Origin of the sequence: Actinoplanes philippinensis, assembly GCF_900113015.1 — a bacterium.
GTDB classification, from domain to species: Bacteria; Actinomycetota; Actinomycetes; order Mycobacteriales; family Micromonosporaceae; genus Actinoplanes; species Actinoplanes philippinensis.
The window spans coordinates 63,191-81,444 of record NZ_FONV01000011.1 but is presented as its reverse complement, the minus strand read 5'-3'; the positions used below and the strand labels follow the sequence as shown (position 1 = coordinate 81,444).

Sequence of the window (18,254 nt, the reverse complement as noted above, 5' to 3'; positions counted from 1 at the left end):
GGGTCAGGCCCGGGCGGCGGTGAGGAAGCGTTCGACCTCGGTACGCAGGACGGTGGCCAGTTCGGACAGGCCGGTCGTCTCGTGCGCGGTGTCCCCGTCGACGGCCGCGGCGATGCCGTCGATCAGGGTGCTCATCTCGCGGATCCGGTCGGTGACGGCGCGCAGCACCCGTACCGCGTCCTCGGAGGCCGCCTGCACCGCGTCGACCTGGTCGATGATCTCGCCGCTGGATTCGCCGGTCTCGTTGGCGAGGGTCTTGACCTCGTTGGCGACCACGCTGAACCCGCGTCCGGCGGCCCCGGCCCGGGCGGCCTCGATGGAGGCGTTGAGCGAGAGCAGCTGCGTCTGCATCGCGACCCGGTTGATCAGGTCGACGGCCTTGCGGATCTGGCCGGAGGAGCGGCGCAGGTCGTTGACGGTGCCGAGCCCGCGTTCGGCGTCGGTGACCGCGGCCCGGGCGAAGCCGGCCAGGCCGTTCGCGGAGCGGCCCATCTCACCGGCCGAGGTGGCGATGCGTTCGGAGAGGGCCAGCACCGCGGACTCCAACTCGTCGGCGAACGTCAGCCGGGACTCGGCGGCCGCGGCGATCTCGTCGGCGTTGCGGCTCATCGCGTCGCCGGACCGGCCGATCTCCTCGGCGGCCCGGCGGTACGCCCCGCCCATCCCCCCGGAGAGGAACCGCCGGTAGAAGTTGCCGGCCGCCCCGGCCGCGGACGCCGCCCCGGCCTCCCGCACGAACGCGTCGGTACGATCCAGCAGCTCGTTGATGGCCGAGCGGGCCTCGACGAAGGCGTCCGAGTCGCCGAGCCGGGGCACACGCGCCTCGAAGTCCCCGCCGGCGGCGCGGCGGCAGACGTCGGCTATCGCGTACATCGCCTCGTCGTCACCGTTCCCCGCGGGCGCCGAAAGGGCCGGGTGGTGAGTCATCGGGCTCCTCCCGCGGACAGGTCCCAGACCAGCTCGTCGTAGGTGCGGTTGCGTTCGGCGAGGATCTGCTGGAGCGCGGCGTGGCCGGCGGCGACCGCGTCCTGCGGGCGGTCGTGGCGGCTCTCGGCGGCGCGCAGCACCCGGTACAGGTCGTCGGCGGCGGTGACCGCGCTCCGGGACGGGACCCGGCGGTTGGAGTGGTAGCCGACGACCCGGCCGGTGTCGTCATAGGAGGGTGTGACATGCGCGAACACCCAGTAGTGGGCACCGTCGGCGGCGAGGTTCACCACGTAGGCGAACATCTCCCGCCGGTCCTTGAGGGTGTCCCAGAGGAGTTTGAACACGGCACGTGGCATGTCCGGGTGCCGGATCAGATTGTGTGGCTGTCCGAGCGCGTCCTCCTCGTGGAGGGCGGACATGCGCAGGAAGACGTCGTTGGCGTAGGTGATGGATCCCCGCGGGTCGGTCTTCGTGACGATCAGCTCATCCTCGCTGAAAGTGCGTTCGCGACCGGTGGGCCGTACCCGAGTGTTTTTCATGGTGATCTGATTTTGCAGGTTTAACGCCGAAAAGTTGGCCTTATCAGGACATCAGGACTCGCGAATGGTCGTGACGAACCGGGAGACCTCGGCCCGCAGCACCTCGGCCAGCTGCGACAGCCCGGCGTTGTCGGTGTGCCGCCCGCCGTCGACGGCCAGCGCGATGCCCTCGACCAGGCCGCTCATCTCGCGGATCCGGTTGGTCACCGCCTCCAGCACGCCGATCGCGTCGGCCGCCGACTGCTGCACCGTGTTGACCTGGTTCATGATCTGCTCGCTGGAGGCGCTGGTCTCGTTGGCGAGGTTCTTCACCTCGTTGGCGACCACACCGAACCCGCGCCCGGCCGAGCCCGCCCGGGCCGCCTCGATCGTCGCGTTCAGGGCCAGCAGCCGGGTCTGTGCAGCCACCTGATTGATCAGGTCCACGGCGTGCCGGATCTCGTCCGAGGAGGACCGCAGCGACGACACCGTGCCCAGGCCGCGTTCGGCGTCGGTGACCGCGACGCGGGCGAAGTCGGCCAGCCCGTTCGCCGACCGGCCCATCTCGGTCGCGGCCGTCGCGACCTGTTCGGAGACGGTCAGCACCGCCGACTCCAGATCGTCGGCGAGCGCCTGCCGCTGCCGGGCCGCCTCCGCGAACTGGGCCGCCGTCCGGCTCATCACCTGGTTGGAGTGGGTGATCTGCTCGGCCGCCGCCCGGAACGTCCCGGCCAGCCCCTGAGTCAGGAACCGCCGGTGGAACCGGCCCTCGGCAGCGGCCGCCGACGCGGCGCCGGCCTCCCGGACGAACGCGTCCACGTGATCCAGCAGGCCGTTGACCGCCGAACGGAACCGGACCGCCTGCTCGGAGCCGCCGAGCACCGGGACCCGGGCCTCCATGTCGCCGGTCGCGGCGCGCTCACACACCTCGATGACCAGCCGTACCGCCTGATCCCGGGCGAGCGGCTCGTCCGTCTGCGAATCACCTGTCGCGCGGCGTGCGCGGTGCGGCCGTACCCCGATGCCTCTCATGATGTCCTGATCGTCGCTAACCAGGACACTTTGCGCCTGGAAACGCCCGAATCAGCGGGCCACCCGAAGTGCCCAGGCGATCAGCGGCGCCTGCAGCGGCAGCCGCCCGTAGGCGATGGCCCGTTTCGCCGGTGAGGCGTGCCGCCAGTCCGCCGCCATCCGCACGTTCGCCGGGAAGACCGCCACGAACAGCGCTGCCGCGGCCAGCCCACCGGCCCGGCGGGTGCGCGGGTGCGCGACGGCGGCGGCCACCGCCAGCTCGGCGACGCCGCTCAGATACGTCCAGGTGCGAGGGGACCCGGGCAGGGAACGCGGCACGATGCCGTCGAACGGTTTCGGCGCCACGAAGTGCAGCACCCCCATGCCGCCGAGCATCGCCGCCAGCCCGGCGGCATCCCGCCTCACCACGATGCGCTCGCGAACTCGCTCATCGGCGCACCGCCGGCTCCAGGGCACGCTGCAGGGCCCGGTAGATGCGACCGAACCGCTGGGCGTTGTTCGTCCGCATCAGCAGGACGTCGCCGCCGCGGACCCGGCCCCAGATCTCCAGGGTCCGGCTGCCCCGGTCGTACGACCGGTCGACGCGCTCCAGCATCAGATCGGCGACCGGCACCACGGCCAGGCCGACCAGGATGCCGCCGACGACCATGGCCACCGTGGTCCCGAGTGACATGTCCAGCAGCAGCGCCACCAGCACGGCGAGCGCGCCCACCAGCAGCGGCAGGAGCACGGCCAGGCCGAGCGCGCCCCGCCAGGCGATGACGCCCCAGGAGCGGGCGCCCTTCGTATACCAGACCTGGATCAGCTCGGGCAGCCGGAACTCGCGGCCGTTCATCCAGACGCCGGATGACGTGATCAGCACTTCCGGATCCCGGTAGTACGTGGTCATCTTCTTCCTCCCCAGGGACCCCAATCTAATCCCTACCCGTCGTAGGCTGGCGGCGAAACGACTCGATGACAGGGAGGTCCGGGTGGGCGAGTTCGTGCGGCTCGAAGTGACGGACGGCATCGGCACGATCCGGCTCGAACGGCCACCGGTGAACGCGCTGAACACCCAGGTCCAGGAGGAGTTGCGGGCCGCCGCGCACGCCGCCGCGGCGGACGCGTCAGTGCGGGCCGTGGTCGTGCACGGCGCCGGGAAGCACTTCGCGGCCGGCGCCGACATCACCGAGTTCACCAGCGTGACGTACCAGGAGATGGTGGCCCGGGTGCACGCGCTCTCCGGGGCCTTCGACACGGTCGCCCGGATCCCGAAACCGGTCGTCGCCGCGATCACCGGCTACGCCCTGGGCGGCGGCTGCGAGCTGGCCCTGGCCTGTGACTGGCGGGTGATCGCCGAGGACGCGAAACTCGGCCAGCCGGAGATCAAGCTCGGCCTCATCCCGGGCGCGGGCGGCACCCAGCGGCTGGCCCGGCTGATCGGCCCGGCCAAGGCGAAGGATCTGATCTTCTCCGGCCGGATGGTGGACAGCGCGGAGGCGCTGCGGATCGGCCTGGCCGACCGGGTGGTTCCGGCCGCCGAGGTGTATGCGGCGGCGGTCGACCTGGTCCGGCAGTACACGACAGGCCCGGCCCTGGCGTTGCGCGCCGCGAAACAGGCCGTCGACGGCGGGCTGAACGGTGACCTCGCGTCCGGCCTGGCGCTGGAGTCGCACCTGTTCGCGGGCCTGTTCGCCACCGACGATCGGCTCGAAGGCACTACCGCGTTCGTCGAGAAGCGGGCCCCCGAGTTCACCGGCAGGTAGTGGATCGCCCGGATGCGGGCAGTCATTGCCTAGACTGCGGACATGTCCATCGACCAGGGTGGTCCGAAGCGGTACGCCCTCGGCGTCGACTTCGGCACCTCGAACACCGTCGCCGTGGCGCGATGGCCGGACGGTCGCGCCCGCCCGATCCTGGTCGACGGTTCCCCGCTGCTGCCGTCCGCCGTCTTCGCCGACTCCGGCGGCAACCTGCTGGTCGGGCGGGATGCCGTGCACAGCGCGCGCCTCGACCCGGCCCGGTTCGAGCCCAACCCGAAACGGCGGGTCGACGACGGCCTGGTGCTGCTCGGTGAGCGCGAGTTCGAGACGGTCGACCTGATCGCGGCCGTCCTGGCCCGGGTCGCCGAGGAGTGGCACCGGGCGGTCGGGCCGTATCGTCCGGAGGTCACCCTCACCTGCCCGGCCACCTGGGGCGCCACTCGCCGTACGCTGCTGGCCGACGCCGCTGCCCGGGCCGGTCTGGAGGGCGCCCGCCTGGTCGCCGAGCCGGTCGCCGCGGCCACCTACTTCGCCGAGGTCCTCGGCCGTGACGTGCCGATCGGGTCGGTCGTGATGGTGCACGACTTCGGGGCCGGCACGTTCGACGCCAGCGTCGTCGCGCGGACGTCGTCGGGGTTCGAGGTCCTCGCCGTCGACGGCCGGGACGACATCGGTGGCCTGGACGTGGACGCCGCGGTCGTCGAGCACCTGCGCACCGATGAGTGGGGCCGCCTGATGGAGCCGGCCACCGTCGAGGAGCGCCGCGCCCGCCGCCAGCTCTGGGACGACGTGCGGATCGCCAAGGAACGCCTCTCCCGCGCCCAGTCCGCCGACTTCGTGGTCCCGCTGCTCGACGTCGAGGCGCATCTGACCCGCGAGGAGCTGGAGACGGTCGCCCGGCCGGTGCTGGAGCAGACAGTTCAGATCACGCAAAATCTCCTGCGCTGGGCGGATCTTCCGGAGGGTCGCCTCGCCGGGGTGTTCCTGGTCGGCGGCGCCAGCCGGATCCCGCTCGTGGCGACGCTGCTGCACCGCGCGCTCGGCGACCCTCCGGTCGCCATCGAGCAGCCCGAGCTGGTCGTCGCCGAGGGCAGCATCCTGGCCGGAGCCGCCCTGCTCACCACCGAGCCGGCCGCGCCCGGCCCGACCGAAGAGCTGCGGCTGCCGTCGAAATACCTGCCGGTCAAGGCGGAGGAACCGGCCGGTGACGCCGCCGGGCCGGCCGATCGCCCCGCGCCGCCGCTGGACGACCGCCCGACGGTGGCCGCGAAGTCGCTGCTGGACGATCGGCCGACGGTGGTCGCCGCGAAATCGCTGCTGGATGATCGGCCGACCGTGGTGGCCGCGAAATCGCTGCAGGACGATCGGCCGACGGTCGTCGCGCCCAGGTCGCTGCTGGACGGCCGGCCCACGGTCGTCGCGAAGCCGCTGGACGACCGGCCCACGGTGGTCGCCGCGAAGCCGCTCGACGACCGGCCCACCGTTGTCGCGTCGAAGGCTCAGATCGAGGCGGACCGGCCGACCGTGCTGGTGGACAAGCCGGTGCTGCGGCCCGCGACCACGCCGGTGCCGGCCGTGGCGTCCGAGCAGGCGCCGGCCGGGCACGTGCCGGTCGAGGTGGCCCTCGCCGGCGCCGAGGCGGACGCCGGGATCGAGCCGTCCGCCGAGACGGTCAAGACGCCGTCGGCAGCCGTGATTCCGGCGCAGCCCGGGCCGGCCCGCGCCGCCGACGCCGGGGCGCTGCCGCAACGGCAACCGCGTCCGGACGGGCCCACGGGCGCCGGACCGGGCCGTGGCCCCAGCCGGCCGGCACGTCCGTCCGCCCCGGACACCCCGCCGCATCTGCGGCCGCCGGTCGACCCGTGGCCGCACGCCGCCTCCGTGACGTGGCGCCCGGACCCGGACGCGACCGTCGCCACCAGCCCGCCGGAGTACGAGAGCCGGACACCCGTACCCCCGCAGCGCAAACCCGGACCACCGGCCCGCCCGCAGCGTGCCCAGCAACCCGTGGTGATCCACTCCCGTCCGGTCTCACCGGCGGTGGGCTCGGCCCGCCCGGTGTCCCCGCCGCCGCGCGCGACGGCCGCCGTGCCGCAGCCCACGCCGGAGCCGGCCCTGGTCCGCCGCCCACGCCGGCGCGGCCGGATCCGCCGCGCGCTCCAGATCCTGCTCAGCCTCGTAGTGATGATCACCGTGCCGATCGCGGCGCTGGTCCTCGCCTTCGGTTGGGGCAACGACGCCACGATCGAGCAGGACGCTGTCGACGTCTTCAAGCAGATCGCGGAGCTGCTCGGCCTGCGCTGAGGTGGGGGTCAGGGGCGGTCCTGCTGCTCGTCGTCCTGATGGATCTCCCGCTCCTGATGGATCTCCCGCTCCCACTGGGCCAGCAGCTCCCGGTCGCGGCGTGACTGCTCGTCGCCGCCCATGGATCGCAGGAAGTCGGGATCGTCGTCGGGGGAGGCGGGCCGCCGGGAGGGACGGGCGCCGCGATCGATCGGCCGGCCCGCGAAGAGGTAGATGATCGGGCCGGCGATCGGGACCAGCAGGACCACCAGGATCCAGACGGCGCGCGGCGCGTTACGCACCCGCTCGGCCGACAGGACGCTGATCAGAGCCAGGACGAGCAGCACGAGCGCCGCCCCGGCCAGGAGGATGAACAACCGGACCATGCCGCAATGATGCCTCTCCCGCGCCGGGACGGCGACGATCAGAGCATGACAACCCCACAGCCGAGCACCGCCAGAGCCGCCACCAGGACGGCGTAGGCACGGACAGGCCGTGGCGCCGGGCTCGGGAATCGCGTCCGCAGATCGCGTCCCCGGTACAGCGCGATGCCGACGACCGCGGCCCAGACGGCCATCGCGGCGGCGGCGAGGAGCCACTCGGCCGGTCCGGCGCCGGGCGCGAACGCGGGCCGCACGGTGAGCAACGCCACCGCCGCCGCGGACAGACCGGTACGTCGCCACGCGAGCCGGGTCCGCTCGGCGGAGGCGCCCGGGTCACGGCGGACGCCCGCACACGCCCCCGGGTCCCGGACGTGCTCGGCGCAGGGGCCGCTCATCAGAACACCTGGATCAGGACCGCGACGATGATCACCACGGCGCCGGCCGCCACCGCCATCGCCAGCACCGCCGGGAACCGGGACCGCGGCAGATCCGTGCCCAGCCGCATCGCGCGCTCGGTGCGCGCCCAGTGGTCGACGGCCCGTAACGCGACCAGCGCGCCGAGCACCAGCAGCAGGACGGCGATGATCTCGCGGAGGTGGGCCACCGGCAGCGGGGGCAGGAACTGTGCGCAGGCCAGCCCGCCGGCGAGCAGGGCCAGGCCGGTGCGGATCCAGGCGAGGAAGGTGCGCTCATTGGCGAGCGAGAAGCGATAGTCGGGGGTCTTGCCGGTCTCTGACGTGTCGAACCATTGCCTCAGCCCACCGAACACGCTGCCGATTATTGACCTATCGGGTCAAGAAGGTGGTGCCAGAGATTGCGGACTTCGTCACTCACGCAGGCTTCCCGGGGCCGTCCGCACAGGCACCATGGTGAGTCGGGGCCCGCTCGACCATGGGACTGCGGCTTCGGTTGATCGGGGCGTGAGGGAGTATGGGTCGTGGATGGGTTCATGCCCTCCACAAGTGAGACGTTTTGCCCGGACATGTCTGACACCTCCTCATCGCCCACTGTAGCGATCGAGATCGCCATGCGGGTGAGGTGTGTCACTCTGGGTGGCCGGCAACAGTGAAGCTACTGGCGGGTAACCTGGCTGACATGTCCGCCGCCCCGGCATCGTTCCGGCGCTGAAGGACAGGGTCGACCGCAACGGTGCGTTCAATACAGGAGGGTCGTAGGAGCGCGATGAACATCGTCGTACTGGTGAAGCAGGTGCCCGACTCCGGTGCCGAGCGCACCCTTAGCGCTGATTTCTCGGTGGACCGGGCCTCGTCGAGCAACGTCATCAACGAGATGGACGAGTACGCCATCGAGGAGGCGTTGAAGATCAAAGAGGCGCACGGCGGCGAGGTGACCGTCCTCACCGTCGGCCCGGCCGGCGCGACCGACTCCATCCGCAAGGCCCTCTCCATGGGACCCGACAAGGCCGTCCACGTCCAGGACGACGCCCTGCACGGCTCCTGTGCGGTCGCCACCTCCAAGGTGCTCGCCGCCGCGCTGCGCACCCTGAGCCCCGACCTGATCCTCAGCGGCGCCGAGTCCACCGACGGCCGCGTCCAGGTCGTCCCGCACATGCTGGCCGAGCTGCTCGGTGTGGCCGCGCTCACCGGCGCCCGCAAGCTCACCGTGGACGGCTCGCAGCTGACCGTCGAGCGGCAGACCGACGAGGGCTACGAGGTCGTCACGGCCGCCACGCCCGCGATCGTCAGCGTGTGGGACACCATCAACGAGCCGCGGTACCCGTCCTTCAAGGGCATCATGGCCGCCAAGAAGAAGCCGGTGCAGGCGCTCACCCTGGGCGACCTGGGCATCTCCGGTGACGAGGTCGGCTTCGCCGGCGCCACCAGCCAGGTGCTGGAGTTCAACAAGCGCCCGGCCCGCACCGGTGGCGCCAAGGTCGTCGACGAGGGCAACGGTGGCGAGCAGCTCGTCTCGTACCTCGCCTCCGAGAAGTTCGTCTGAGTCCGAGGGGATAGCGAAAAATGGCTGAAGTACTGGTCGTCGTCGAGAACGGCGTCAAGAAGGTCACCCTCGAGCTGCTGACGATCGCCCGTGGACTCGGGTCAGTCTCGGCCGTGGTGTTCGGCGAGGCCGACACCGCCAAGCTCGGTGAGTACGGCGCGGAGAAGATCTACGCGGCGTCCGGTGAGGACGTCGAGGGTTACCTGGTCGCCCCCAAGGCCACCGTGATCGCCTCGCTCGTGCAGCAGGTGCAGCCGGCCGCCGTGTTGCTCGCCTCCACTCAGGAGGGCAAGGAGATCGCCGCCCGCCTGGCGATCAAGCTGGACAACGGCCTGCTCACCGACGCGGTCGAGGTCGCCGCCGACGGCACCGCCACCCAGGCCGTGTTCGCCGGTTCGGCGCTCGTCAAGTCCAAGGTGACCAAGGGCCTGCCGATCGTCACCGTCCGCCCGAACTCGGTCACCCCGGAGCCCGCCGCCGCGTCACCCGCCGTCGAGCAGGTCACCGTCGCCGCCTCCGAGACCGACAAGCTGACCAGGGTCGTCGAGCGGGTCGCCGAGCAGAAGGGCTCGCGCCCCGAGCTCACCGAGGCCGGCATCGTGGTCTCCGGCGGCCGCGGCGTCGGCAACGCCGACAACTTCAAGCTGGTCGAGGAGCTGGCCGACCTGCTCGGCGGCGCGGTCGGCGCGTCCCGCGCGGCGGTCGACTCGGGCTACTACCCGCACCAGTTCCAGGTCGGCCAGACCGGCAAGACGGTGTCGCCGCAGCTCTACGTGGCGCTCGGCATCTCCGGCGCGATCCAGCACCGGGCCGGCATGCAGACGTCCAAGACGATCGTCGCGGTCAACAAGGACGCCGAGGCCCCGATCTTCGAACTCGCCGACTTCGGCGTGGTCGGCGACCTGTTCAAGGTGGTCCCGCAGGCGGCCGACGAGATCCGCAAGCGCAAGTAACACCAGCATGTGGTCACGGCCCGGCGGTTCTCCGCCGGGCCGTTCCGTTTTGTGGGGTACGCCACCCGCCGCCCATCGCGTGGCCACCGCATTCGGCCCGGCGGGCGTGGGTCGGCCGGGAGCGGGCAGCCACCTCGCGGGGGATCGGCGAGACCTGTGGGTTGCGGTCGGGGGCGGGGTGGCCGTACCGGCGGAGGGGTGTGGTGTTGATCTTCTGGGGGAGGACGCGCGCGGGCGGTGACCGGAGGACGGCCTAAGCTTGAGGGCGATGGCCTACCTCGATCATGCGGCTACCACGCCGATGCTTCCCGCCGCGCTCGACGCCTATGTCGCGGCGGCCCGTGAGCTTGGAAATCCGTCGTCGCTGCATGCGGCGGGGCGGGGCGCCCGGCGGCTGGTGGAGGAGTCGCGGGAGCGGATCGCCGCGGCGCTGGGTGCGCGGCCGTCCGAGGTGGTGTTCACCGGGGGAGGCACCGAAGCGGACAATCTTGCTGCCAAGGGGATCTTCTGGGCGCGCCGCGATGCCGATCCGCGAAAGCGGCGTGTGGTCGCGTCGGCGGTGGAGCACCACGCCGTTCTGGATGCGGTCGAGTGGCTCGGGCGGCACGAGGGCGCGGAGATCGTCCTGCAGCCGGTGGACGGGGCCGGGCGGGTCGATCCGGCGGCGTTCGCCGCGCTGGTGGCCGCGCACGGTGACGAGATCGCCGTGGTGAGCGTGCAGTGGGCCAACAACGAGGTCGGCACGGTGCAGCCGGTGGCCGAGCTGGCGGCGATCGCGGCGCGCGCGGGTGTGCCGTTTCACACCGACGCGGTGCAGGCGGTCGGGCAGGTTCCGGTCGACTTCGCCGGCAGCGGGGCCGCCGCCCTGACCCTCACCGGGCACAAGGTGGGCGGGCCGGTCGGCGTGGGCGCGCTGCTGCTCGGGCGGGACGTGCCGTGCACGCCGCTGCTGCACGGCGGCGGCCAGGAGCGGGACGTGCGGTCCGGGACGCTGGACACCCCGGGCGTGGTGGCGTTCGCCACGGCGGTCGAGGCCGCGGTCGCCGAGCGGGCCGAGCACGCCGTGACGGTCGCCGCGCTGCGTGACGATCTGGTCGGCCGGGTGCGGTCCGCGATTCCGGACGCGATTCTCAACGGCGATCCCGCCGACCGGCTGCCGGGCAACGCGCACTTCTCCTTCCCGGGTTGCGAGGGCGACGCGTTGCTGCTGCTCCTGGACGCGCAGGGGATCTACTGCTCGACCGGTTCGGCCTGCTCGGCGGGGGTGGCGCAGCCCAGCCACGTGCTGCTCGCGATGGGCGCCGACGACGGGCGGGCCCGGTCGTCGCTGCGTTTCAGCCTCGGCCACGACAGCACCAAGGCGGATGTGGACGCGCTCCTGGCGGCCCTGCCCGGCGCCGTGGAGCGGGCCCGGCGGGCGGGGGCCTGGAAGACGCCCGGATAGGCTTGCGTCATGCGAGTTCTTGCGGCCATGTCGGGTGGTGTCGACTCCGCGGTCGCGGCCGCCCGCGCCCGGGATGCCGGCCATGACGTCACCGGGGTGCACCTGGCGCTGGCGCGTAATCCACAGACCTTCCGGACCGGTGCGCGCGGCTGCTGCACGCTGGAGGACTCCCGCGACGCGCGCCGTGCCGCCGACGTGATCGGCATCCCGTTCTACGTGTGGGACATGGCGGAGGAGTTCCACGAGAGCGTGGTCGACGACTTCGTGAGCGAGTATGCGGCGGGCCGTACGCCGAATCCGTGCCTGCGCTGCAACGAGAAGATCAAGTTCGCCGCGGTGCTGGACCGGGCGGTGGCGCTCGGCTTCGACGCGGTGGTCACCGGCCACCACGCCCGCCTGGGCGCCGACGGCCTGCTGCGCCGCAGTGTCGACCTGCCGAAGGATCAGTCCTACGTGCTGGCCGTGCTGACCCGTGCGCAGCTCGACCGGGCGGTCTTCCCGCTCGGCGACTCGACGAAGGAGCAGGTCCGCGCCGAGGCGGCGGCGCGTGGCCTGGCCGTCGCCGACAAGCCCGACTCGCACGACATCTGCTTCATCTCCGACGGCGACACCCGCGGGTTCCTGGAGAGCCGGCTCGGGTCGGCGCCGGGTGACATCGTCGACGGGCGCACGGGGGAGAAGCTGGGCACCCACAACGGGGCGTATGGCTTCACCGTCGGCCAGCGCAAGGGCCTGGACCTGCGGGTTCCCGCCGCCGACGGCCGCCCTCGCTATGTGCTGTCGATCACTCCCGTCTCCAACACGGTGACCGTCGGGCCGCGTGAGGACCTCGCGGTCGACGTGGTCACGGCGGATCGCCCGATCTGGCACGCCTCATCGGACATCTCGGACTGTGAGGTGCAGCTCCGTGCCCACGGCGAAGTCGTCGGGGCCTCCGTCGCGGTCACGTCCGAGTCTCTGGTGGCGACGCTGAAATCGCCCGCTCGGGGCGTTGCCGCCGGCCAGGCGATCGTGGCCTACCGGCCCGACCCGGCCGGCGACATCGTGCTCGGCTCGGCGACGATCACGGCCGGTTCCCGGGCGTCGACGCATGCCTGACTTCCCGTGGGGGCCGGGCGTCGCCACCGGCATCGGGTCGCTGCCCGGCACCGACATCGCCGAGGCGCAGCGGATCGTCCTGGGTGAGCTGCCCGGTCTGCCCCATCTGCCCGAGCTGCCCGCGCGCGGTCCCGGCGCGGACATGATCGGGCGTGCGGCCGGGTTCCTGGTGGAGCTTCCGGTGCAGCTCTACGCCGGTCGGTGGCAGATCAGCTCCAAACCCGGCAAGGACCTTCGGCGTACGGCGGACCTGCTCGAACGCGACCTGGACCAGCTCACCGAGCAGGCCGACGGGTACTCCGGGCCACTCAAGATCCAGTCGGCCGGGCCGTGGACCCTCGCGGCGAGCCTCGACCTGCCGATCGGCGGCCGGATGCTGCGTGACCCGGGCGCGGTCCGGGACCTGACCGACTCGCTCGCCGAGGGGCTCCGCCGGCACGTCGCCGACGTGCGCAAGCGGGTGCCCGGCGCCACGGTTCTGCTGCAGCTGGACGAGCCGTCGCTGCCGGCCGTGCTGGCCGGGCGGGTGCCGACCGAGAGCGGCCTCAGTGCGTACCGGGAGGTCGACGGCCCGGACGCGGCGTCCCGGCTGCGGACCGTGGTCGAGGCCGTCGACGCCCCGGTGATCGTGCACTGTTGTGCGCCGCAGGTCCCGCTGCCGGTGATCCGGGACGCCCGCGCCACGGCGGTCGCCGTCGACCTGTCGCTGCTCAAGGAGCTGGACCCGCTGGGCGAGGCGATCGAGGCCGGGCTGGGACTGTTCGCCGGCGCGGCGCCGACCGTGCCGGCGGCCGGTGCGCGGCCCCCGGAGTCGAAGCAGATCGCCGAGCGGGTGAGCACCCTGTGGCGGCGGCTCGGCTTCCCGGCGGCCCGCCTGCCCGAGCAGGTGGTGATCACCCCGGCGTGCGGGCTGGCGGGCGCGCCGCCGGCCTACGTTCGCGCGTTGCTCACGGCGTGCACGGAGGCCGGCCGCCGGATCGCCGAGGTCTGAGGGCGGAAAGTGTCAGGGGGTGGGGCTAACGTGCCACCTAGATATCCCTGACACGGAGGTTCGGTTCCAGTGGCTACACCCGAGGCTTCTTCCCGGCATGCCGAGCTGGCCGATGAGATCCGCGAGCACCAGCACCGCTATTACCAGCTCGACGCGCCGACGGTGTCGGACGCCGAGTTCGACCTGCTGCTGCGCGAGCTGGAGGCGCTGGAGGCGGAGTTCCCCGAGCTGCGCACCCCCGAGTCGCCGACCCAGACGGTCGGTGGCACGGTCTCCGGCGACTTCCCCAAGGTCGAGCACGCCGAGCGGATGATGTCGCTGGACAATGTGTTCAGCCTCGACGAGCTGGCGGCCTGGGCCGAGCGCGCCGAGCGTGACGCCGGCGGGCCGGTGCGGTTCCTCTGCGAGCTCAAGATCGACGGCCTGGCGATCAACCTGACGTATGAGAAGGGTGTGCTGGTCCGCGCCGCCACCCGGGGCACCGGGCGGGTCGGCGACGACGTGACACCCAACGTGCGCACCATCGGCGACATCCCGGAGCGGCTCACCGGCGACGACCTGCCCGATCTGCTCGAGGTGCGCGGCGAGATCTACTTCCCGGCCGAGGCGTTCGCGGCGCTCAACGCGATGCTCGTCGAGCAGGGCAAACCCACGTACATGAACCCGCGCAACGCCGCGTCGGGCAGCCTGCGGCAGAAGGATCCGCGGGTCACCGGCTCGCGGGGGCTGGGCATGGTGGTGCACGGTCTCGGCGCGCGTGAGGGGTTCAGCCCGGCGTCGCAGTCGGAGGCCTATGCGGCGATGAAGGCCTGGGGGCTGCCGGTCAGCTCCCGGTGGAGACTGGTCGATGACCTGGCCGGGGTGCGCGAGTTCATCGACCACTACGGCAAGCACCGGCACGACGTCGAGCACGACATCGACGGTGTGGTCGTCAAGATCGACGAGGTGGCGATCCAGGGGCGGCTGGGCTCGACGAGCCGCGCGCCACGGTGGGCGATCGCGTACAAGTATCCGCCCGAGGAGGTCACCACCAAGCTGGTCGACATCCAGGTCAATGTGGGCCGCACCGGCCGGGTCACGCCCTACGCGGTGGTGGAGCCGGTGGTGGTGGCCGGGTCGGAGGTCGAGTTCGCCACCCTGCACAACGCGCAGGAGGTGGTGCGCAAAGGCGTGCTGATCGGCGACACGGTGGTGCTGCGCAAGGCCGGCGACGTGATCCCGGAGATCCTCGGGCCGGTGCTGGAGCTGCGGCCGGCCGACGCGCGGGCGTTCGTGATGCCGACCGAGTGCCCCGACTGCGGCACGCCGCTGGCCCCGGCGAAGGAGGGCGACATCGACATCCGCTGCCCGAATTCGCGGTACTGCCTCGGGCAGCGCCGGGAGCGGCTGACGTATGTCGGTCACCGCAACGTCCTCGACATCGACGTGCTGGGGGAGAAATCGGCCCGGGCGCTGATCGACTCCGGGGTGATCTTCGACGAGGGCGACCTGTTCGACCTCACCGAGGAGGATCTGCTGCGGGCGCCGTTCTTCGTGAAGAAGGACGGCACTCTCGGGGCCAACGCGACCAAGATGCTGGCCAGCCTGGCCGAGGCGAAGTCGCGGCCGCTCGCCCGGATCCTGCGGGGGCTGTCGATCCGGCACGTGGGGCCGGACGCGGCGGGAGCGCTGGCGCTGGAGTTCGGCTCGATGGCGGCGATCGAGGAGCTCATCGAGAGGACGTCCGCAGCTCCGGCCGCGGATGCCGGCTCTCCGGAGCTGTCCGCTCCCGGCGACGACTCCCTTTCCGCGTCCGGCTCGCCGTCAGCGCCGGAGGGGGACGCGTCGGAGGGGGACGCGCCGGAGGGGGACGCGCCGGAGGGGGACGCGCCGGAGGAGGCCGCGCCGGAGGCGGACGCGTCGGAGGGGGACGCGCCGGCGGATGCGGCATCGATGGACGCTGTCGTCGAGGAGGCGGCGGCCAAGAGGCGAGCGGCCAAGCCCGTCGACCCGCTCGCCGAGGTCGAGGGTGTCGGGCCGACCATCGCGCAGAGCCTGCGGGAGTGGTTCGCTGTCGACTGGCACCGGGAGATCGTCCGGAAATGGCGGGCGGCCGGCGTCGTGATGGCCGACGAGCGGGTCGAGACCGGGCCGCGCACGCTGGACGGTCTGACCGTGGTGGTCACCGGCACGCTGGCCGGTTACACCCGGGACCGGGCGGCCGAGGAGATCACGTCGCGGGGCGGCAAGGTGAGCGGTTCGGTGTCGAAGAAGACCGGTTTCGTGGTCGTGGGGGAGAACCCGGGCAGCAAGTACGACAAGGCGATGGCCCTCAAGGTGCCGGTGCTCGACGAGGCCGGGTTCGCGGTGCTGCTCGCCGACGGTCCGGAAGCGGCTCGCGCGGTCGCCGAGACGGCCCCGGATGCGGCGGGTGTGGTCGTTGAGGTGACCCCGGAAGGGTGAAACGTCACGGATCCTACGTTCAAGAGGTAAGGGGCTTCTAACTACGTATAGGTGCTTTAGGGCAAAAAACCCCATATGGATCTATGGTGTATGCGATTGGTGATCGAGGCCATCGTGGAGGTCGCATGGATGCCGCTCGCCCACGGACGGACGACCGGCGGCACCGGCGCACGGTGATCGTCTCCACGGCCTCGGCCGTCGTCGCGGCCCTGGCCCTGCTGCTCGGGTCACCCGCGGCGCTGCCGGCGGCCTTCTGGGCGACGGCCCTGCTCGCCGTGGTGGTCGACGCCCGGCCCTATGCGGTTCCCGGCCGCCGGGCCAGCGCGGTGATCCTGCCGTCCATCTGCTTCACCTTCGCGGTGGCGCTGGCCTGGGGCGCGGCTCCGGCGATCGCGGTGCAACTGGTCGCGGTGGCCGTGGCCGGGGCACGGATGCGGCAGTCGTTACGGCGTACCGTGCATCTGGGTCTGCAGCATGTGGCCGCGCTCGCCGCGGCAGCGGGAGTGGCCGGCCTGGGCCGGTTGCGCATCGACTCCAGCCCCGATCTGTGGGACGCCATGGTCATCTGCGTGGCCGCAATCGCCTGGATCACCGCCCGGCACGCGGTCGCCGGCCTGGTCCGCGGTCTCACCTCGGACAACCGGGGGCCGGCCCGGCGCCGGCGCAGTCACGCCGACCTGCTCGCCTCGGCGGCGCTGCTGCTGCTCGGCCCGGTGGTGCTGGTGGCGACCCTGGTCAGCCCGGCCCTGCTGCCGCTGGCCCTGCTGGCCCCGCATGCCGTGCACCGGATGGTCCGCTGGGCCGGCGAGTCGGAGCGGGCCACCCGGTTCGACCCGCTGACCGGCCTGCCGAACCGGCGAGCGCTGCAGACCGCTATCGCCGAGCGCCCCGCCGACCGGCGCCGCGCCCTGCTGCTGCTGGACCTGGACCGGTTCCGCACCGTCAACGACGCTCTCGGCCACGCCGCCGGCGACCGGTTGCTGAGCCGGGTCGCCGACCGGCTGACCGGGGTGGTCCCGGCCCACGATCTGGTGGTGCGGCTGGGTGGGGACGAGTTCGCGGTGCTGGCCACCCGGGTCGAGGACCCGGCGGCGGCCCGCCGGATCGCCCAGCACCTGACCGAGGCGCTGAGCCGCCCGTTCCCGCTGGACGGCACCCCGGTCGAGTTGAGCGCCTCGATCGGGATAGCGCTGCAGTCCGGCCGCCGGGACGGCAGCACCCTGCTGCGCGAGGCGGAGTCGGCGATGTATGAGGCGAAGCAGCGTGGCGACCAGGTGGCGGTGCACGGCCCGGAGGCGGCCAAGCTCACGCCCGACCGGCTGAGCCTGGTCGCCGACCTGCGGACCGCGCTGCGCCGGGAGCCGCCGGACGACGGGATAGTCCTCTATTACCAGCCGCAGATCGCGATCGCGACCGGTGAGGTGGTCGGGGTGGAGGCGCTGCTGCGCTGGCGGCACCCGAGGCGCGGCACGATCGGGCCGGAGGAGCTGCTGCGCGCGGCCGAGCCGACGCCGGTGATGCGCCTGCTCACCGCCCGGGTGCTGGAGGAGGTGGTGGAGCAGCTGGCGGCGTGGCGGGACGGCGGCGCCCCGCTGCGGGCGGCGGTCAACGTGAGCGCCCGTGACCTGCACGCCGGGGACATCGCGGACCGGGTCGGCGCGCTCCTCGACCGGTACGGCGTGCCCGCCGACCTGCTGCAGCTGGAGATCACCGAGAGCGCGCTGATGGCCGACCCGCACCGGGTGCTGGAGACCACCACCCGGCTGTCCCGGATGGGGGTGGCGATCTCGCTGGACGATTTCGGCACCGGTTACTCGTCGCTGCAGCACCTGCGCCGGCTGCCGCTGTCCGAGGTCAAGATCGACCGCTCGTTCGTGCTGGGCATGGCCGGTGACTCCGGGGACGCGGCGATCGTACGATCGGTGGTCGGCCTGGCCGAGGCCCTCGGCCTGCGTGCCGTCGCGGAAGGTGTCGAGGACGAGGTGACCTGGCGTCTTCTGGCCGCCGCGGGCTGTCACACGGCGCAGGGCTGGTTCCACGCGCGCCCGATGCCGGCCGCGGATCTGCGCGAATGGCTGGCCCGGTACCGCCCGGTCCGACCCGGGATTCGCGGCGAAATAGACTCTGTGGGCACATCTCCAACGTCAAGTAACTGAGACACTCAATCAGCAAGGGGGCAGGATGGCCGCCATCTCCCGCGAAGAGGTAGCGCACCTGGCGCGCCTGTCGCGGCTCGCCGTGACCGAGGAGGAGCTGGACCGATTCGCCGGCCAGCTCGACGTGATCCTGCAGTCGGTCGCCCGGGTCGGTGAGGTGGCCGCGGAGGACATCCCGCCGACCTCGCACTCGGTCCCGCTGACCAACGTGTATCGCGAGGACGTCCCCGCGCCGAGCCTGGCGCAGGACGCGGCGCTGTCCGGCGCGCCGGACGCCTACGAGGGCCGCTTCCGCGTGCCGCGGATCCTGGACGAGGAGGACTGAC

Annotated in this window: 18 protein-coding genes; 10 read left to right on the top strand and 8 right to left on the bottom strand. The window is 72.4% G+C overall.

Going from position 1 to position 18,254, the window contains the following annotated elements; all coding sequences use genetic code 11:
• Positions 1-3: 3 nt before the first annotated feature.
• From BM290_RS28605 to BM290_RS28585, 5 genes are read right to left on the bottom strand one after another with little or no spacing between them, the layout of a single operon-like run.
• Entirely contained in the window at positions 4-927 is a 924-nt protein-coding gene (locus tag BM290_RS28605) for a methyl-accepting chemotaxis protein (protein ID WP_093619013.1), read from the bottom strand.
• On the bottom strand, positions 924-1,466 hold the full coding sequence (locus BM290_RS28600) for a PAS domain-containing protein (protein WP_093619012.1): 543 nt from the start codon (positions 1,464-1,466) through the stop codon (positions 924-926). Before BM290_RS28600 ends, BM290_RS28605 begins: the two co-directional genes overlap by 4 nt.
• Before the next feature lie 51 nt (positions 1,467-1,517).
• On the bottom strand, positions 1,518-2,477 hold the full coding sequence (locus BM290_RS28595; protein ID WP_093619011.1) for a methyl-accepting chemotaxis protein: 960 nt from the start codon (positions 2,475-2,477) through the stop codon (positions 1,518-1,520).
• 51 nt (positions 2,478-2,528) lie between these two features.
• Positions 2,529-2,885 carry a DoxX family protein gene (locus BM290_RS28590; protein WP_239143768.1) on the bottom strand — a complete coding sequence of 119 codons (357 nt, stop codon included), beginning with the start codon at positions 2,883-2,885 and terminating at the stop codon, positions 2,529-2,531.
• Between the two features lie 19 nt (positions 2,886-2,904).
• Positions 2,905-3,366 (bottom strand): DUF6232 family protein, encoded by a 462-nt coding sequence (locus tag BM290_RS28585; protein ID WP_093619009.1) that lies wholly within the window; start codon positions 3,364-3,366, stop codon positions 2,905-2,907.
• A gap of 82 nt (positions 3,367-3,448) precedes the next feature.
• Here BM290_RS28585 and BM290_RS28580 point away from each other — a divergent pair, with 82 nt between their 5' ends.
• Both BM290_RS28580 and BM290_RS50120 read left to right on the top strand, forming a co-directional pair.
• The gene (locus BM290_RS28580) at positions 3,449-4,222 is read left to right on the top strand and encodes an enoyl-CoA hydratase/isomerase family protein (RefSeq protein ID WP_093619008.1); all 774 of its coding nucleotides are present in this window, start codon (positions 3,449-3,451) and stop codon (positions 4,220-4,222) included.
• Positions 4,223-4,264: 42 nt separating this feature from the next.
• Positions 4,265-6,523: an Hsp70 family protein gene (locus BM290_RS50120; RefSeq protein ID WP_239143769.1), complete on the top strand. Its 2,259-nt coding sequence runs from the start codon at positions 4,265-4,267 to the stop codon at positions 6,521-6,523.
• An 8-nt stretch (positions 6,524-6,531) separates the two neighbouring features.
• Here BM290_RS50120 and BM290_RS28570 read toward each other — a convergent pair whose 3' ends face one another.
• Genes BM290_RS28570 through BM290_RS28560 form a run of 3 tightly spaced genes read right to left on the bottom strand, consistent with a single transcriptional unit; the run spans position 6,532 to position 7,654 of the window.
• Entirely contained in the window at positions 6,532-6,888 is a 357-nt protein-coding gene (locus BM290_RS28570) for a PLD nuclease N-terminal domain-containing protein (protein WP_093619007.1), read from the bottom strand.
• Between the two features lie 38 nt (positions 6,889-6,926).
• Positions 6,927-7,280 carry a DUF202 domain-containing protein gene (locus BM290_RS28565; RefSeq protein ID WP_093619006.1) on the bottom strand — a complete coding sequence of 118 codons (354 nt, stop codon included), beginning with the start codon at positions 7,278-7,280 and terminating at the stop codon, positions 6,927-6,929.
• Positions 7,280-7,654 (bottom strand): YidH family protein, encoded by a 375-nt coding sequence (locus tag BM290_RS28560; protein WP_093619005.1) that lies wholly within the window; start codon positions 7,652-7,654, stop codon positions 7,280-7,282. The genes BM290_RS28565 and BM290_RS28560 overlap by 1 nt, the downstream gene beginning before the upstream one ends.
• Positions 7,655-8,067: 413 nt before the next feature.
• Between BM290_RS28560 and BM290_RS28555 the strand changes: the two genes are divergently transcribed.
• The 8 genes from BM290_RS28555 to gatC all read left to right on the top strand — a co-directional run bounded on the left by BM290_RS28555 (position 8,068) and on the right by gatC (position 18,253).
• Positions 8,068-8,844, top strand: coding sequence for an electron transfer flavoprotein subunit beta/FixA family protein (locus BM290_RS28555; protein ID WP_093619004.1), 777 nt, complete (start codon positions 8,068-8,070; stop codon positions 8,842-8,844).
• A gap of 20 nt (positions 8,845-8,864) precedes the next feature.
• Complete coding sequence (locus tag BM290_RS28550) at positions 8,865-9,797, top strand: electron transfer flavoprotein subunit alpha/FixB family protein (RefSeq protein ID WP_093619003.1); 933 nt, start codon at positions 8,865-8,867, stop codon at positions 9,795-9,797.
• Between the two features lie 268 nt (positions 9,798-10,065).
• Positions 10,066-11,241 carry a cysteine desulfurase family protein gene (locus tag BM290_RS28545; RefSeq protein WP_093619002.1) on the top strand — a complete coding sequence of 392 codons (1,176 nt, stop codon included), beginning with the start codon at positions 10,066-10,068 and terminating at the stop codon, positions 11,239-11,241.
• 9 nt (positions 11,242-11,250) lie between these two features.
• Positions 11,251-12,339 (top strand): tRNA 2-thiouridine(34) synthase MnmA, encoded by a 1,089-nt coding sequence (gene mnmA / locus BM290_RS28540; protein WP_093619001.1) that lies wholly within the window; start codon positions 11,251-11,253, stop codon positions 12,337-12,339.
• Positions 12,332-13,330 carry a methionine synthase gene (locus BM290_RS28535; protein ID WP_093619000.1) on the top strand — a complete coding sequence of 333 codons (999 nt, stop codon included), beginning with the start codon at positions 12,332-12,334 and terminating at the stop codon, positions 13,328-13,330. Before mnmA ends, BM290_RS28535 begins: the two co-directional genes overlap by 8 nt.
• A 69-nt stretch (positions 13,331-13,399) precedes the next feature.
• Entirely contained in the window at positions 13,400-15,772 is a 2,373-nt protein-coding gene (gene ligA / locus BM290_RS28530; RefSeq protein WP_093618999.1) for an NAD-dependent DNA ligase LigA, read from the top strand.
• 125 nt (positions 15,773-15,897) lie between these two features.
• Entirely contained in the window at positions 15,898-17,928 is a 2,031-nt protein-coding gene (locus BM290_RS28525; RefSeq protein WP_093618998.1) for a putative bifunctional diguanylate cyclase/phosphodiesterase, read from the top strand.
• A 25-nt stretch (positions 17,929-17,953) separates the two neighbouring features.
• Positions 17,954-18,253 carry an Asp-tRNA(Asn)/Glu-tRNA(Gln) amidotransferase subunit GatC gene (gene gatC, locus BM290_RS28520; RefSeq protein WP_093618997.1) on the top strand — a complete coding sequence of 100 codons (300 nt, stop codon included), beginning with the start codon at positions 17,954-17,956 and terminating at the stop codon, positions 18,251-18,253.
• The last annotated feature ends 1 nt before the right edge of the window (position 18,254 follow it).

What these genes read in the sequence shown, in the direction of transcription:
- BM290_RS28550 (WP_093619003.1), top strand. Translation starts at nt 8,865, where the DNA reads ATGGCTGAAGTACTGGTCGTCGTCGAGAACGGCGTCAAGAAGGTCACC.
- BM290_RS28545 (WP_093619002.1), top strand. Translation starts at nt 10,066, where the DNA reads ATGGCCTACCTCGATCATGCGGCTACCACGCCGATGCTTCCCGCCGCG.
- BM290_RS28585 (WP_093619009.1), bottom strand. Translation starts at nt 3,366, where the DNA reads ATGACCACGTACTACCGGGATCCGGAAGTGCTGATCACGTCATCCGGC.
- BM290_RS28605 (WP_093619013.1), bottom strand. Translation starts at nt 927, where the DNA reads ATGACTCACCACCCGGCCCTTTCGGCGCCCGCGGGGAACGGTGACGAC.
- BM290_RS28535 (WP_093619000.1), top strand. Translation starts at nt 12,332, where the DNA reads ATGCCTGACTTCCCGTGGGGGCCGGGCGTCGCCACCGGCATCGGGTCG.
- BM290_RS50120 (WP_239143769.1), top strand. Translation starts at nt 4,265, where the DNA reads ATGTCCATCGACCAGGGTGGTCCGAAGCGGTACGCCCTCGGCGTCGAC.
- BM290_RS28565 (WP_093619006.1), bottom strand. Translation starts at nt 7,280, where the DNA reads ATGAGCGGCCCCTGCGCCGAGCACGTCCGGGACCCGGGGGCGTGTGCG.
- gatC (WP_093618997.1), top strand. Translation starts at nt 17,954, where the DNA reads ATGGCCGCCATCTCCCGCGAAGAGGTAGCGCACCTGGCGCGCCTGTCG.
- BM290_RS28570 (WP_093619007.1), bottom strand. Translation starts at nt 6,888, where the DNA reads ATGGTCCGGTTGTTCATCCTCCTGGCCGGGGCGGCGCTCGTGCTGCTC.
- BM290_RS28595 (WP_093619011.1), bottom strand. Translation starts at nt 2,477, where the DNA reads ATGAGAGGCATCGGGGTACGGCCGCACCGCGCACGCCGCGCGACAGGT.
- BM290_RS28525 (WP_093618998.1), top strand. Translation starts at nt 15,898, where the DNA reads ATGGATGCCGCTCGCCCACGGACGGACGACCGGCGGCACCGGCGCACG.
- BM290_RS28555 (WP_093619004.1), top strand. Translation starts at nt 8,068, where the DNA reads ATGAACATCGTCGTACTGGTGAAGCAGGTGCCCGACTCCGGTGCCGAG.
- BM290_RS28600 (WP_093619012.1), bottom strand. Translation starts at nt 1,466, where the DNA reads ATGAAAAACACTCGGGTACGGCCCACCGGTCGCGAACGCACTTTCAGC.
- mnmA (WP_093619001.1), top strand. Translation starts at nt 11,251, where the DNA reads ATGCGAGTTCTTGCGGCCATGTCGGGTGGTGTCGACTCCGCGGTCGCG.